General features: G+C 69.8%; 15 protein-coding genes. 7 read left to right on the top strand and 8 right to left on the bottom strand.

What is annotated here, in order from left to right:
* Positions 1 to 71 precede the first annotated feature (71 nt).
* The 3 genes from ACFTQE_RS18050 to ACFTQE_RS18040 all read right to left on the bottom strand — a co-directional run bounded on the left by ACFTQE_RS18050 (position 72) and on the right by ACFTQE_RS18040 (position 3,593).
* Complete coding sequence (locus tag ACFTQE_RS18050; protein ID WP_376926362.1) at positions 72 to 1,418, bottom strand: PhoH family protein; 1,347 nt, start codon at positions 1,416 to 1,418, stop codon at positions 72 to 74.
* 200 nt (positions 1,419 to 1,618) lie between these two features.
* The gene (locus ACFTQE_RS18045; RefSeq protein ID WP_376926361.1) at positions 1,619 to 2,737 is read right to left on the bottom strand and encodes an aminotransferase class V-fold PLP-dependent enzyme; all 1,119 of its coding nucleotides are present in this window, start codon (positions 2,735 to 2,737) and stop codon (positions 1,619 to 1,621) included.
* 70 nt (positions 2,738 to 2,807) lie between these two features.
* Positions 2,808 to 3,593, bottom strand: a complete 786-nt coding sequence (locus ACFTQE_RS18040) for an isoprenyl transferase (protein ID WP_375837479.1) — start codon at positions 3,591 to 3,593, stop codon at positions 2,808 to 2,810.
* Between the two features lie 73 nt (positions 3,594 to 3,666).
* Between ACFTQE_RS18040 and ACFTQE_RS18035 the strand changes: the two genes are divergently transcribed.
* Positions 3,667 to 4,470 carry a hemolysin III family protein gene (locus tag ACFTQE_RS18035; protein ID WP_376926360.1) on the top strand — a complete coding sequence of 268 codons (804 nt, stop codon included), beginning with the start codon at positions 3,667 to 3,669 and terminating at the stop codon, positions 4,468 to 4,470.
* A gap of 45 nt (positions 4,471 to 4,515) precedes the next feature.
* On the opposite strand, the gene ACFTQE_RS18030 is transcribed toward ACFTQE_RS18035, so the two are convergent.
* Positions 4,516 to 4,842, bottom strand: a complete 327-nt coding sequence (locus ACFTQE_RS18030; protein WP_376926359.1) for a hypothetical protein — start codon at positions 4,840 to 4,842, stop codon at positions 4,516 to 4,518.
* 98 nt (positions 4,843 to 4,940) lie between these two features.
* Between ACFTQE_RS18030 and ACFTQE_RS18025 the strand changes: the two genes are divergently transcribed.
* Positions 4,941 to 5,396, top strand: coding sequence for a DUF4307 domain-containing protein (locus ACFTQE_RS18025; RefSeq protein ID WP_376926358.1), 456 nt, complete (start codon positions 4,941 to 4,943; stop codon positions 5,394 to 5,396).
* Positions 5,397 to 5,511: 115 nt separating this feature from the next.
* A complete protein-coding gene (greA, locus tag ACFTQE_RS18020) occupies positions 5,512 to 6,003 on the top strand; it encodes a transcription elongation factor GreA (RefSeq protein ID WP_376926357.1) in 492 nt (163 codons plus the stop codon).
* Positions 6,004 to 6,072: 69 nt separating this feature from the next.
* Here greA and ilvA read toward each other — a convergent pair whose 3' ends face one another.
* Both ilvA and ACFTQE_RS18010 read right to left on the bottom strand, forming a co-directional pair.
* Positions 6,073 to 7,326, bottom strand: coding sequence for a threonine ammonia-lyase (gene ilvA / locus ACFTQE_RS18015; protein ID WP_376926356.1), 1,254 nt, complete (start codon positions 7,324 to 7,326; stop codon positions 6,073 to 6,075).
* Positions 7,323 to 8,546, bottom strand: coding sequence for an AI-2E family transporter (locus ACFTQE_RS18010; protein ID WP_376926355.1), 1,224 nt, complete (start codon positions 8,544 to 8,546; stop codon positions 7,323 to 7,325). Before ACFTQE_RS18010 ends, ilvA begins: the two co-directional genes overlap by 4 nt.
* A 106-nt stretch (positions 8,547 to 8,652) precedes the next feature.
* On the opposite strand from ACFTQE_RS18010, the gene ACFTQE_RS18005 reads away from it, so the two are divergent.
* On the top strand, positions 8,653 to 9,864 hold the full coding sequence (locus ACFTQE_RS18005; protein ID WP_376926354.1) for a winged helix-turn-helix domain-containing protein: 1,212 nt from the start codon (positions 8,653 to 8,655) through the stop codon (positions 9,862 to 9,864).
* A 21-nt stretch (positions 9,865 to 9,885) separates the two neighbouring features.
* On the opposite strand, the gene ACFTQE_RS18000 is transcribed toward ACFTQE_RS18005, so the two are convergent.
* Together ACFTQE_RS18000 and ACFTQE_RS17995 are read right to left on the bottom strand one after the other, a co-directional pair.
* The gene (locus tag ACFTQE_RS18000) at positions 9,886 to 10,761 is read right to left on the bottom strand and encodes a M48 family metalloprotease (RefSeq protein WP_376926353.1); all 876 of its coding nucleotides are present in this window, start codon (positions 10,759 to 10,761) and stop codon (positions 9,886 to 9,888) included.
* Positions 10,762 to 10,770: 9 nt separating this feature from the next.
* Positions 10,771 to 11,337 (bottom strand): LemA family protein, encoded by a 567-nt coding sequence (locus ACFTQE_RS17995; RefSeq protein WP_375837490.1) that lies wholly within the window; start codon positions 11,335 to 11,337, stop codon positions 10,771 to 10,773.
* Between the two features lie 132 nt (positions 11,338 to 11,469).
* Here ACFTQE_RS17995 and ACFTQE_RS17990 point away from each other — a divergent pair, with 132 nt between their 5' ends.
* Genes ACFTQE_RS17990 through ACFTQE_RS17980 form a run of 3 tightly spaced genes read left to right on the top strand, consistent with a single transcriptional unit; the run spans position 11,470 to position 13,647 of the window.
* Positions 11,470 to 12,132 carry a TetR family transcriptional regulator gene (locus ACFTQE_RS17990; RefSeq protein ID WP_376926352.1) on the top strand — a complete coding sequence of 221 codons (663 nt, stop codon included), beginning with the start codon at positions 11,470 to 11,472 and terminating at the stop codon, positions 12,130 to 12,132.
* Positions 12,122 to 12,916 carry an ABC transporter ATP-binding protein gene (locus ACFTQE_RS17985; protein WP_376926351.1) on the top strand — a complete coding sequence of 265 codons (795 nt, stop codon included), beginning with the start codon at positions 12,122 to 12,124 and terminating at the stop codon, positions 12,914 to 12,916. The genes ACFTQE_RS17990 and ACFTQE_RS17985 overlap by 11 nt, the downstream gene beginning before the upstream one ends.
* Positions 12,913 to 13,647, top strand: coding sequence for an ABC transporter permease (locus ACFTQE_RS17980; RefSeq protein ID WP_375837494.1), 735 nt, complete (start codon positions 12,913 to 12,915; stop codon positions 13,645 to 13,647). The genes ACFTQE_RS17985 and ACFTQE_RS17980 overlap by 4 nt, the downstream gene beginning before the upstream one ends.
* Positions 13,648 to 13,767: the final 120 nt, after the last annotated feature.

The following is a 13,767-nucleotide window of genomic DNA, read 5'->3' as shown; positions in this document are numbered from 1 at the left end:
AGGCCGTTTAATACCCCGATCGCCGCGGCCCCGCGCCCCGGGGCCGGCGTCGTGACGTTCGTCGACGTCGCTCAGGCCAGCTCGTGCCCGTCGAGCATCTCGGCGACGAGCGCCGCGATCGCCGAGCGTTCCGAGCGGGTGAGCGTGATGTGGGCGAAGAGCGGATGCCCCTTCAGCGTCTCGATCACGCTCGCGACGCCGTCGTGGCGGCCGACCCGCAGGTTGTCGCGCTGGGCGACGTCGTGGGTGAGCACGACGCGCGAGTTCTGCCCGATGCGCGAGAGCACCGTGAGCAGCACGTTCCGCTCGAGCGACTGCGCCTCGTCGACGATCACGAACGCGTCGTGCAGCGAGCGCCCGCGGATGTGCGTGAGCGGCAGCACCTCGAGGATGCCGCGTTCGATCACCTCTTCGAGCACGTTGTCGGAGACCACCGAGCCGAGCGTGTCGAACACGGCCTGACCCCAGGGGTTCATCTTCTCGCCCTGGTCGCCCGGCAGGTAGCCGAGCTCCTGGCCGCCGACCGCGTAGAGCGGGCGGAACACCATGATCTTCTTGTGCTGCTGCCGCTCGAGTACCGCCTCGAGGCCCGCGCACAGGGCGAGGGCCGACTTGCCGGTGCCGGCCCGACCGCCGAGCGAGAGGATGCCGATCTCGGGGTCGAGCAGCAGGTCGATCGCGAGCCGCTGCTCGGCCGAACGCCCGTGCAGGCCGAAGACCTCGCGGTCGCCGCGGACGAGCCGGACCTCCCGCTCCCCCACGACCCGGCCGAGCGCCGAACCGCGATCGGAGTGGATGACGAGCCCGGTGTTGATCGGCTGCTCCAGGTCGGTGCACACCGTGAGGTGCTCGTGCTCGTAGAGCTTGGCCATGTCGTTGGAGCCGAGGTCGAGCTCCGCCATGCCGTTCCAGCCCGAGTCGATCGCGAGCTCGTGCCGGTACTCCGCGGCGTCGAGGCCGATGGACGCTGCCTTCACGCGGAGCGGCAGATCCTTCGAGACGACGGTGACGGCGAGTCCGTCGTTGGCGAGGTTCAGCGCGCACGCGAGGATGCGGGAGTCGTTGTCGGAGAGCCGAAGCCCCGACGGCAGCACGCTCTGGTCGCTGTGGTTCAGCTCGACGCGGAGCGACCCGCCGTCGCCGACGGTGATCGGGAAGTCGAGGCGTTCGTGCTCGACGCGCAGCTCATCGAGGATGCGCAGTGCCTGACGGGCGAAGTAGCCGATCTCGGGGTCGTTCCGTTTCGCCTCGAGCTCCGTGATCACGACGACGGGCAGCACGACCGCATGCTCGTCGAAGCGGAACAGGGCCTTGGGATCGGAGAGCAGCACCGAGGTGTCGAGCACGTACGTGCGCTCCTGCTGTGCTGCTGCGGCACCCGCCGCGAGATCGGTCGACTTGGAGGTAGAGAGTGACACGCCAGCTCCCGCCCCGAGCTTCAGCTCGGCATTCCGCGTCGGCGGTGATCCTCCCACGAGCGGTTCACGAGCCGACTCGATCGGACGACTTGTCCGATGCCACAGACGCTACGACGGTGCCGTCGAATCGGCCTGACCGACACGCGGGGCGACACATGCCGTTCACCTGCGAGCGGATGCCGCGGCCCTCAGCTGCCCGCTCAGTACGACGCCGCGGTGCCGTACGAGACGAACGCCGCGCGCAGCATCTCGAGCGTCTCGTCGGAGGTCGCGGCGTGCACCGACAACCGGATCTTCCCCTGCCGCATGGTCGCCGTGACGCCGTGGTTGTGCAGCGACGCCGTGAGCAGGGTCACCTGCTCGGTCGGGGGTTCGAGCACGACGATGCCCGCTCGCTCGCGCTCGTCGCGCGAGGACACGACGGCGATCGCGAACTCGTCGGCGAGCTCGATGGTCTGGCTGACCCGCTCGGCCATCGCGGAGTTGATCGCGCCGACGCCGACGCCGGCGATCTCCTCGAGGCTCGCCGCGAACCTGGCCTCGGCGAGCGGGTCGGGGTTCGACACCCGGAAGGCGCGCGCATCGGGCGCGGGCGGCGGCACCTCACCCCACGGCTCGGCCTCTTCGGTGCCGGAGAAGCCCGAGAACACCGGCGTGAGCTGGTCGAGCGCACGCGGCGACAGGGCCATGAACCCCGTGCCCCAGCCCGCGCGGCACCACTTGTGCCCACCGGTCAGCACGACGTCGGCGGCCTCCCACGGCGCGTCGACGACGCCGAAGCCCTGAATGGCGTCGACGATCAGCAGGCGATCGCCGATGACCTGTCGGATGCCCTCGATGTCGCAGAGGTATCCCGAACGCGAGTCGACGAGGCTCACCGCGACGGCGGCCACGTTCGACTCGAGCTGCTCGCGGATCTGGCCGGGGGTCACCTTGCCGTGGTCGGTCTCGAGCCACACGGGTTGCACGGTGTGCAGCGCCTCCTGGGCGCGCACCGCCGCGATCGGCAGGCTCGGGAACTCCTCTGCCGAGAGGAGCACCCCACCGGTCAGACCGAACATCGCGTGCATGATGCCGCTCGTCGTGTTGGGCTGGAAGACGATCTGGTCGGCCGGGAATCCGGTGACCGCCGAGGCCGCCGCCCGAACCCGGCCGTCTTGCTCGCGGATCTCGTCGAGGCTGCCGTGACGGGCGCGCTGCAGCACCTGGGTGAAGACGAGCGACTCCTCGGCGGCGGCCGTCGAGAGCGGCCCGACCCGCGCGTAGTCGAGGTATCCGGGTTCCTGGGTGAATCCGGCGGTGAAATCGTCGATGGTCACGTGGAGGTGCCCCCTTCATCGAGGCGGAGATGTTCGGCGCGCATAGTCTCGCAGACGAGGATGTCGCGAGTCATCCGCCGAATCGGCGATGACGCTTCGTGTAGTCGCGGAGGGCCCGCAGGAAGTCGACCTTGCGGAGGTCGGGGCCGAGGGCCTCGACGAAGTAGAACTCGCTGTGCGCCGACTGCCAGAGCATGAAGTCGCTGAGCCGCTGCTCGCCCGAGGTGCGGATGACGAGGTCGGGGTCGGGCTGGCCGCCCGTGTAGAGGTGCTGGCCGATGAGGTCGGGCGTCAGCCGTTCGGCGAGGTCGTCGAGGCTGCGCCCCTCCGCGTGATGCTCGGCGACGATCGAGCGCATCGCATCGGTGATCTCCTTGCGGCCGCCGTAGCCGACCGCGAGGTTGACGTGCAGGCCGTGCTTGTCGGCGGTGCGGTGCTCCGCCGCGTCGAGCGCCGCGACGAGGGGCTCGGGAAGACCGGCATCCGAACCGACGTGCTGCACGCGCCAGTCGCGGTAGTGCGAGAGCTCCTCGGCGAGCTCGGCGATGATCTCGATGAGGTCGGCCAGCTCCGCCGAGGGTCGGTTGCCGAGATTGTCGCTCGAGAGCAGGTAGAGCGTGACCGTCTTGATGCCGGCGTCGTCGCACCACTCGAGGAACTCGCGCATCTTCGCCGCACCGGCACGGTGGCCGTGGGCCGCGGTGTCGTAGCCGAGCTGCTTCGCCCATCGACGGTTGCCGTCGATGATCATCGCAACGTGGCGCGGCATGGCCTCGGGATCGAGTCCGCGCCGGAGCCGGTTCTGATAGAGGCGGTAGAGGAGGCCGCGACCGAGGGGCTGATCGCTCGTCTGCACGGGACTACGCTACCCCTCCGACGCATCCGACACTCACAGCCGGTCGTGACCGGCGAGGTCCTACGCTGTGAGCATGACCTCGAAGCGCCGGCGCGCATCACACGATGCAGTGGACGAACTCTCCCGCCCCGTCGCGGCGGAGGACCCCGGCGACCTCGCGGTCTCGCGGAGCGAGCACGGCCCCGACCTGCCGAACATCCCCCTGCTCGACGATTCGCTCGCGCACCCCGAAGAGGTCAAGCCCACGTGGCGCGGCTGGATCCACGCCGGCACCTTCCCGGTGACGATCGCGGCGGGCATCGTGCTCATCGTGCTCGCGGAGGGCGCACCGGCGAAGTGGGCGTCGGCGGTCTTCGTGCTCTCCTCGATGCTGCTCTTCGGCAACTCGGCGCTCTACCACCGCTTCAACTGGAAGCCGAAGACGAAGCTCGTCCTGAAGCGCATCGACCACGCCAACATCTTCCTGCTGATCGCGGGCACCTACACGCCGCTCGCCGTGCTCGCCCTGCCGCCCGACAAGGGCTGGCTGCTGCTCGGCGTCGTCTGGGCCGGGGCGCTCGCGGGCATCGGCTTCCGCGTGTTCTGGATCGGCGCGCCGCGCTGGCTCTACGTCGCGCTCTACCTGCTGCTCGGTTGGGCGGCCGTCATGTACCTCGGCGACCTGCTGGCCGCGAACGCCGCGATGATGGTGCTCGTGATCGTCGGCGGGCTGCTCTACACGGGCGGCGCCATCGTCTACGGGCTCAAGAAGCCGAACCCGTGGCCCGGGGTCTTCGGGTTCCACGAGATCTTCCACACCTGCACGGTGCTCGCGTTCATGTGCCACTGGACGGCGACGCTGCTCATCGCGATCGCGCCCGTCTACCACGTGGGCTGAGCCGGCAGGCCGGCTCGGCGCCTGCCGACGGTCGGCGAGCGCTCGTCAGCGAGCGGATGCCTCGTCGGGCCCGTCGTCGGTCGACCCGGGTTCGGCGGGCGGCAGGGTGCCCGAGGCATCCGTCACCTGGCCGTCGGCCTCGGCGATCTCGGCGTCGCGCGCCTCGGCCTCGAGCTGCTCGCGCACCTCGATGCGGTAGTTCGTGCGACGGATGCGGCGCACCATGTCGAGCACCAGCAGGAGCACCACGACCATGATGAGGAACGTGATGACGAAGCCCCAGATGCCGGGCGTCACCGTGTTGGGGTCGAACTCCTCGTCTTCCGCCAGGAAGGTCAGGGCTGGAACGACGAGCATCGGACTCTCTTTCACGCGTGCACTGGATCAGCTGGCACTGGCGAGCTTCGGCCTGCGCCGGGCGCGTTAGGCTTGAATCCAAGCCTAGACGATCGACCTCGAAGGAGCCTGCGGTGACCGCGCACCGGAACGAAGCGCCGCCGAGCACAGCGCCCGCAGACTCAGCGCCGACGAAGGACGTGCTCGACGCGCGATACGGGCGTACCCGCTCGCACCGCGCTCGCGATCGGATGCTGCTCATCGGGGGCGCCATCGCGTTCGCGATCGTGCTCGTCGCGTGGGTGGTCTGGGCCGGCCTCGACGGCCAGAAGCCGCAGATCGAGGTCACGGACACCGGACACCGGCTGATGAACGAGAACCGCGCCGTGGAGGTCACCTGGACCCTGTCGGTCCCGCCCGGCAACGAGACCGCGTGCGCCGTGCAGGCCTTCAACGAGGACTTCACGGTCGTGGGCTGGAAGATCATCGAGGTTCCGGCGTCCGATCGGCACCTGCGCAGCCTCACCGAGACCGTGCGGGTCGCCCAGGAGGCGAACACCGGTTTGATTTACGGCTGCTGGCTCACCTAACATGGGGCATTCGCTCCGACATCCGTCGGGGCGACACGTCTATACGGCGTGAAGTCGACTGAACGAACAGAGTGAGTACCCGTCGCACGGGTCCTCATACACGGGAGTGTGCATCATGGCGCAGGACGTCACCGCCACCTGGCTCACCCAGGAGGCCTACGACCGCCTGGCAGCGGAACTCGAGCACCTCTCCACCCACGGCCGCGAAGAGATCGCCAAGCGCATCGAGGCCGCGCGCGAGGAGGGCGACCTCAAGGAGAACGGCGGCTACCACGCGGCGAAGGACGAGCAGGGCAAGATGGAGGCCCGCATCCGTCAGCTGAAGGAGCTGCTCCGCACCGCCGAGGTCGGCGACGCGCCGCAGTCGTCGGGCGTCGTCGAGGCCGGCACCGTCATCACCGCGATCATCGCGGGCGATGAGGAGACGTTCCTCATCGGCAGCCGCGAGATCGCCGGAGACTCCGAGCTCGACGTCTGGAGCACGCAGAGCCCGCTCGGCGCCGCGATCCTCGGCCTGAAGGTCGGCGAGAAGACCAGCTACACCGCGCCGAACGGCCGCGAGATCGCCGTCGAGGTCACGAGCGTCGAGACCTGGGGCGGCCAGTAGGCCGTACGCGTTCGCGTTCGGCGCGGCCGGGAGGCCCGTTCGCCTTCGCGCCGCCCTGCCGAGCCGTCGTCACTCGTTGTAGACGACCGGTTCGTACCCGGCGCGCCGCAGCACCTCGACGACCTCGGCCCGGTGCTCGGGGCCACGGGTCTCGACCGAGAGCTTGAGCTCGACCTCCGAGATCTGCAGGCCCGATCCGTGCCGCGTGTGCAGCACCTCGATCACGTTGGCGTTGGACTCGGCGAGCAGTTCCGCGATGCGGGCGAGCTGGCCTGGGCGGTCGGGCAGACCGATTCCGAGCGTGAGATAGCGATCGGATGCCGCGAGCCCGTGTGCGATCACGCGCTGCATGAGCAGCGGGTCGATGTTGCCGCCCGAGAGCATCGCGACGACGGGGCCGTCGGAGGTGATCTGGCCGGTCATGATCGCGGCGACCGAGACCGCGCCGGCCGGCTCGACGACGAGCTTCGCCCGCTCGAGCAGCACCAGGAGCGCCCGCGCGATGTCGTCTTCGGAGACGGTGACGATCTCGTCGATCGCCTCGCGGATGATCTCGAAGTTCAACTCGCCCGGTCGGTAGACGGCGATGCCGTCGGCGATCGTCGGCACGACCGGCACCCGCTGCGGCGAGCCCGCTGCGAGCGAGGCCACGTAGGGCGCGGCGTTCTCGGCCTGCACGCCGACGATGCGGATCGTGCGCCCGAGCTGCGCGGCGCGCTGCTTCGCGGCGCTCGCGATGCCGGCGGCGAGACCGCCCCCGCCGATGGGGACCACGATCGTGGCGACGTCGGGGGCCTGCTCGAGGATCTCGAGTCCGAGCGTGCCCTGCCCCGCGATCACGTCGGGGTGGTCGAACGGCGGGATGATGACCGCGCCGGTCTCGTCGGCGTACGCCGCAGCGGCTTCGAGCGTCTCGCCGACCGAGTCGCCGCGGAGCACGACCTCCGCGCCGTAGGCACGGGTCGCCTCGAGCTTCGGGAGCGCGACGCCCACGGGCATGAAGATCGTGGCGCTGATGCCGAGCTCGCGCGCGGCGAACGCGACGCCCTGGGCGTGGTTGCCGGCCGAGGCCGCGACGACGCCGCGGGCGCGCTCCGACTCGGTCAGCGCCGCGATGCGGTGGTAGGCGCCGCGCAGCTTGTACGATCCGGTGCGCTGCAGGTTCTCGCACTTGAGGTGCACGGGCACGCCGAGCAGGTCGGCGAGGAACCGCGACGACTCCATCGGCGTCTGCCGGGCGACGGCGGAGACCACCCCTCGCGCGCGCTCGAAGTCGGCGAGGCTCGGTCCTGCGATCGTGGTCGTGGTCGTCAACTCGTTCATTCTCCTCGTTTGTAGCCGGGGCGTTGCGGCACCGTGCGCCAGAGCGCCGAACGGGGCGGCGGCTGGGGGGCCGCGTCGTTCTTCCAGGCACCGCTCGCGACCGAGAGGATCATGACGTTCACGACCGCGGCGACGGGCACCGCGAAGAGCGCGCCGGGGATGCCTGCGAGCAGCGAACCGGTCGCGACCGCGACGACGACGCCGAGCGGGTGCACCTTGACGGCGGTGCCCATGATGAGCGGCTGCAGCACGTGGCCTTCGACCTGCTGCACGAGCAGCACGATGCCGAGCATGATGAGGGCGATGACCGGCCCGTTGTAGACGAGCGCGACGAAGACGGCGAGGGCTCCCGTGGCGACCGCACCGACGATCGGGATGAACGAGCCGAGGAAGACGAGGATCGCGATCGGCACCGCGAGCGGCACCCCGAGGAAGAACGCGCCGAGGCCGATGCCGATGGCGTCGATCGTCGCGACGAGGATCTGCACCTTCACGAAGTTCTGCAGCGTCGTCCATCCGGCCTGGCCTGCGCCGTCGATGGCGGCGCGCCCGCGGCGCGGGAAGATGCCGACGATCCAGTTCCAGATGCCGCGGCCGTCGATCAGGATGAAGAGCGTCGCGAAGAGGGCGAGCAGCATGCCCGCCAGGAAGTGCCCGAGGCTCGAGCTGAGCGAGAGCGCACCGCTCACGAGGACGCCGGTGTCCTGTTGCACCGACTGGATGATCTGATCGACCCAGTCGTTCAGCTGGGACTCGGTGATGTGGAACGGACCTTCGAGCAGCCACTCGCGGAACTGGTCCCATGCCACGAGCGATTGCGCGGCGAGTTCGTCGGAGCCGCGCACGATCTGCGTGATGCCGAGCGTGAGCAGCCCGCCGACGACGATGAGCGCCGAGAGCATGGCCGTGGTGACGGCGAGCCACTTCGGCCAGCGGTGTCGTTGCAGCAGGCCCGAGAACGGCACGAGCAGCGCACCGATGAGCACGGCGACGAGGATCGGGATGACGATCAGCCGCAGCTGGATGATCAGGAAGACGACGACCGCGAGCACGCCGCCGATGAGCAGCAGTCGCCACGACCAGCCTGCGGCGAGCCGAACCCCGAAGGGGATGCTGTCGGTGACCTCGCGCGGAGCGGACTCCGCCTGCTGCACCGGAGTCTGCGTGTCAGCCGCACCCCGCGACAACCGGCCCCGTTTCCGCCCCGTGGAGTCCGTCATCGCTCCAGTCTAGGTGCGGCGTATGAACGGGGCGGCATGGGCTTGCGGATGCCGCGCGCCCTGGTCGCGCGTCGGTGTCGGTCGTCCCCGCTATCGTCGAGGCATCATGGTCGACGTCGTCAGCCCCGCCCTCGCTCGCCGCATCGCGCTCGCCGCGCAGGGATTCTCGCGCCCGCTGCCCGAGGCGCCCGGCACCCGCGCCGTCAACGGCGTCATCGATCGGCTCGCCCTCCTGCAGATCGACTCGGTCAACGTGTTCGAACGCAGTCACTACCTGCCCGCGTTCAGCCGGGTCGGGGCCTACGACCGAACCGCACTCGATCGCATCACGACGGGCCGCCGCGGGCGAATGGTCGAGTACTGGGCGCACCAGGCCGCCTTCATCCCGCGCGAGCTCTGGCCGCTCTTCGACTTCCGCCGCGCGGCGTTCCGGGCGAGCGGCAGCGACTGGGGCGGGTGGGTCTCCCAAGACGCGCCGCTGGCCGAGTGGCTGCGGGCCGAGCTCGCCGCGAACGGCCCCATGCGGGCGAGCGAGATCGAGCACGACGCCAACGAACGGCGCGGCCCGTGGTGGGGCTGGTCCGACGTCAAGCGCACGCTCGAGATGATGTTCCGCACCGGCGACGTCGTGTGCGTCGAGCGGCGCCGCTTCGAGCGCGTCTACGCGTTGCCCGAGCAGGCGCTGCCGGGCGAGCTGCTCGGCACCGCCCCGAGCGAGGCCGACGCCGTGCGCGAGCTCGTGGGGCTCGCTGCATCCGCTCAGGGCATCGCGACCGAAGCCGACCTCGCCGACTACTGGCGCATGAAGCGCGCGCCCGTGCGGCAGGCGATCACCGAACTCGAAGAGGCCGGGGTGCTGCTGCCGGTCGAGGTTCCCGGGTGGACGACCGGGTCGCGCCAGATACCGGCTTGGCTGCACCGCGATGCGAAGCGGCCGCGCCGCATCGAGACGGCGGCGGTGCTCTCGCCGTTCGACCCCGTCGTGTGGTTCCGGCCGCGCACCGAGCGGCTCTTCGACTTCCACTACCGCATCGAGATCTACACGCCCGAGCCCGACCGCAAGTTCGGGTACTACTCGCTGCCCGTGCTCATCGACGACCGCGTCGTCGGGCGGGTCGATTTGAAGAGCGATCGGCAGGCCGGCATCCTCCGAGTGCAGTCGGCGTGGAGCGAACCCGGTGCCCCGGCCGAGACCGCAGCGCGGCTCGTGCCGGTGCTGCAGCGTGCGGCCGCCTGGCAGGGGCTCGGCGAGGTGAGCGTGACCGGGCGGGGCGACCTCTCCCCCGCTCTCGCCGCCGAGCTCCGCGCCACGGCCTGAGCGCCTGAACGCGCCGAACGCCTAGAAGGCGCCGCCCATCTCCTCGAGCCGCTTGACGCGGTCGGCGATCGGCGGGTGGGTGGCGAAGAGCTTGTCCATGACGCCGGGCTTCAGCGGGTCGGCGATCCAGAGGTGGGCCATCGACGAGTTCTGCCGCTTCATGGGCCGGCCGTAGGTCTCGAGCTTCAGGAGCGCTCGGGCGAGCGCGTCGGGGTGACGGGTCGTCATCGCTCCGGTGGCATCGGCGAGGTACTCGCGCTGCCGAGACACGGCGAGCTGCACGAGGCTCGCGACGAGCGGTGCGATGAGCATCGCGACGAGGCCGAAGATCATGACGATCGGATTGCTGTTGTTGTTGCCGCGGCCGAAGAAGGCCATGCGCACGAGCATGTCCGAGATGAATCCGACCGCCACGACGAGGCCGAACACGACCATCGAGAGGCGGATGTCGTAGTTGCGCACATGGCCGAGCTCATGCGCCATGACGCCCTCGAGCTCGGCGTCGTCCATGATCTCGAGGAGGCCCGTGGTCGCGGCGACGACGGCGTGCTCGGGGTCACGACCGGTGGCGAAGGCGTTCGGCGCGGGGTCGGAGATCACGAACACGCGCGGCATCGGCGTGCCGGTCGTGATCGAGAGGTTCTCGACCGTGCGCCAGAGCCTCGGGTGGTCGGCCTTGGAGTGCAGCTCGACCGCGCCCGACATCGACAGCGCCTGTCGGTCGGCCGTGAAGTACTGGAACAGCGCGTAGGCGGTCGCGATCACGAGCGTCACCACCACGATGGTGACGTCTTGGTAGATGTAGGCCGCCAGCCAGCCCAACCCGCCGATGATGGCGAGGAAGAACAGGACGATGAAGACGGTGTTGCGCTTGTTCTTCGCGATCGCGCGGTACAACGCCGGCCCTTAGAACTGCACGCGCGGGGGCTCGGCGATCGCCGCCGGCTCCGTGACCTCGAAGAAGTCGCGCTCGTGGAACCCCAGGTTGCGCACGAACAGGGTGTTCGGGAACACCTTGATCTTCGTGTTGAGCTCGCGCACGCCGCCGTTGTAGAACCGGCGCGAGGCCTGGATCTTGTCTTCGGTGTCGACGAGCTCGGACTGCAGCTGGAGGAAGTTCTGGCTGGCCTGCAGCTGGGGGTACGCCTCGGCGACGGCGAAGATCGACTTCAGCGCCTGCTGCATGTGGTTCTCGGCGGCACCGGCCTCTGCGGGGCCCTGAGCCGACAGCGTCTCGGCTCGCGCCTGCGTGACGGACTCGAACACCGACTTCTCGTGCGCGGCGTAGCCCTTGACCGCCTCGATGAGGTTCGGGATCAGGTCGGCACGGCGCTTCAGCTGCACCGTGATGTCGCTCCACGCCTCATCGACGCGCACGTTCAGCGTGACGAGGGAGTTGTACGTTGCCCAGAGGTAGATGCCGATGATCACCACGAGCGCGACGACGATGATGACGGGGATGAGCCATTCCATGGCACGGACTCCTAAGCGCTCTGAGCACGGTTGCTGTGTGGATCCAGTGTACCGAGCGAGCCTCGGCGTGAGCTGTGCTTCCCATGAGACTCGGAGGAACCGGAGGGCGTTCTCCGGGAATAGGCTCAGGCTGTGACCGAGCACTCGGAGCGCCGTCGGCGCGGCCGTCCCCGCGGAGCGAACGCGGGCGACACGCGGTCGCGCATCCTCGCCGCTGCGACCGCCGAATTCGCCGAGCACGGGTACGAGGCCGCCTCGATGCGGGCGATCGCGCGTCGGGCCGAGGTCGACCCGGCGCTCGTGCACCACTACTTCGACGGCAAGCAGGCGCTCGTGGCCGAGGTCGTCGAGGTGCCGCTGCGCCCCGAGCGGATCGTGCGCGAGGCGCTCGCCGCCCCGATCGACGAGCTCGGGGGCCGCCTGGTGCGCGCCGTGCTCACGGCGTGGGACTCCGGCGCCGTGCGACCCGCCGCCGTTGCGGCGCTCCGATCGGCGATCGGACAGGGGCCCGTCGCCCGCATGCTCCGCGAGTTCCTCCGCCACGAGATCATGCAGCGCATCGCCACCGCGCTGGGCGACGCCGACGACGCCGAGCTCAGGGCCGAACTCGCGGCCTCGCAGCTCGTGGGGGTCATCATGGTGCGGTACGTGCTCGAGTTCGAACCGGTCGCCTCGGCCGACATCGATGAGCTCGTGCGCCGGGTCGGCCCGGCCGTGCAATGGCACCTGACCGGGAGTCCGGAATCGCTTGACAGCGCAGCTGCGGCGGCGAAAGATTCGGCACATGATGAATAACACGGATGCCGCCGGTCCCGCGTCCGGCGCAGCGCCCGGCGCGGCCGTCATCGTGCAGGACCTGACGGTCGTCCGCGGCGGTACGCCCGTGATCGACCGGCTCTCGCTCGCCGTGCCGCGCGGCCGCATCATCGGTCTGCTCGGCCCGAGCGGCAGCGGCAAGACGACCCTCATGCGAGCGATCGTCGGCGTGCAGATCGTGAAGTCGGGCACGATCGAGGTGCTGGGCCTGCCGGCGGGCAGCCGGGCCCTTCGCACCCGCATGGGCTACGTCACCCAGCAGGCCAGCGTGTACGACGACCTCTCGGTGCGTCAGAACCTCGCCTACTTCCGCCGCATCATCGGCGCACCGGCATCCGACATCGACCGCGTCATCGACCGCACCGATCTCGGCTCGGTCGCCGGCCGGCTCGTCGGCTCGCTCTCGGGCGGCCAGCGCAGCCGGGTCTCGCTCGCCGCGGCGCTGCTCGGCGAGCCCGAGGTGCTCGTGCTCGACGAGCCCACCGTCGGACTCGACCCCGTGCTGCGCGTCGAACTCTGGGCGCTGTTCCGCAGCCTCGCCGACGACGGCACGACGCTCCTCATCTCGAGTCACGTCATGGACGAGGCCAAGCGCTGCGACCGACTGCTGCTCCTCCGCGACGGCGCGCTGCTCGCCGACGACACCGTGCAGGGCGTGCTCCAGATCACCGGCACCGACGACGTGGAGCAGGCGTTCCTGCGCCTCATCGAACGCGGCGAGCCCGATCTGCGGCCCACGAGCGAGACGGAGTCGCAGCGATGAACCTCACCCGCACCTTCGCGACCGCCGGGCGCGTGCTCGGCCAGATCCGCCACGACCACCGCACCGTCGCGCTCCTCCTCGTGGTGCCGAGCCTGCTCATCGGCCTCGTCGCGTGGATCTTCGTCGACACCGACTACTTCACCGACATCGGCCCGGCCATGATCGCCCTGTTCCCGTTCATCGTGATGTTCCTCGTCACGAGCATCTCGACGCTCAGGGAGCGCCGGAGCGGCACGCTCGAACGGCTCCTCTCGATGCCGATGGGCAAGGGCGACTTCATCCTCGGCTACGCCCTCGCCTTCGGCCTGCTGGCCGTGTTCCAGACGGCCATCGCCGTCTCGTTCGCCGTGTGGGTCTGCGGGCTCGAGATCGAGGGCTCGATCTGGCTGCTCTTCGCCGTCGCCGTGGCCGACGCGCTGCTCGGCACCGCCCTCGGCCTGCTCGCGAGCGCGTTCGCGCGCTCGGAGTTCCAGGTCGTGCAGTTCATGCCGCTCATCGTGTTCCCGCAGATCCTCCTCGGCGGCATCTTCATCCCGCGCGACCAGCTGCCCGAAGCCCTCGAGGTGATCAGCGAGTGGCTGCCGCTGAGCTTCGCGATCGACGCGCTGCAGGCCGTCGCCGCCGATTCGGAGAGCGCCGCGTGGATCACGGCGAAGATCCTCGTGATCGTCGCGTGGATCGTCGGATCGATCGTGCTCGGCTCGATCACGCTGCGCCGCCGCACGGCCTGACCCAGGCTGGCAGGCACGACGCACCCACAGCCTATGGGCAAGGGGCGTCAGCTCGCCTAATCTTGCAGAAACCTCGCCCCACTTCAGACATCAACGCAAGGAACACTGTTGGTTTCGACG

Origin of the sequence: Agromyces sp. NPDC056965 (genome assembly GCF_042673425.1) — a bacterium.
Classification (GTDB): Bacteria; Actinomycetota; Actinomycetes; order Actinomycetales; family Microbacteriaceae; genus Agromyces.
Note: the sequence above shows the minus strand (reverse complement) of the source record. Positions and strands in the feature narration are given on the sequence as shown.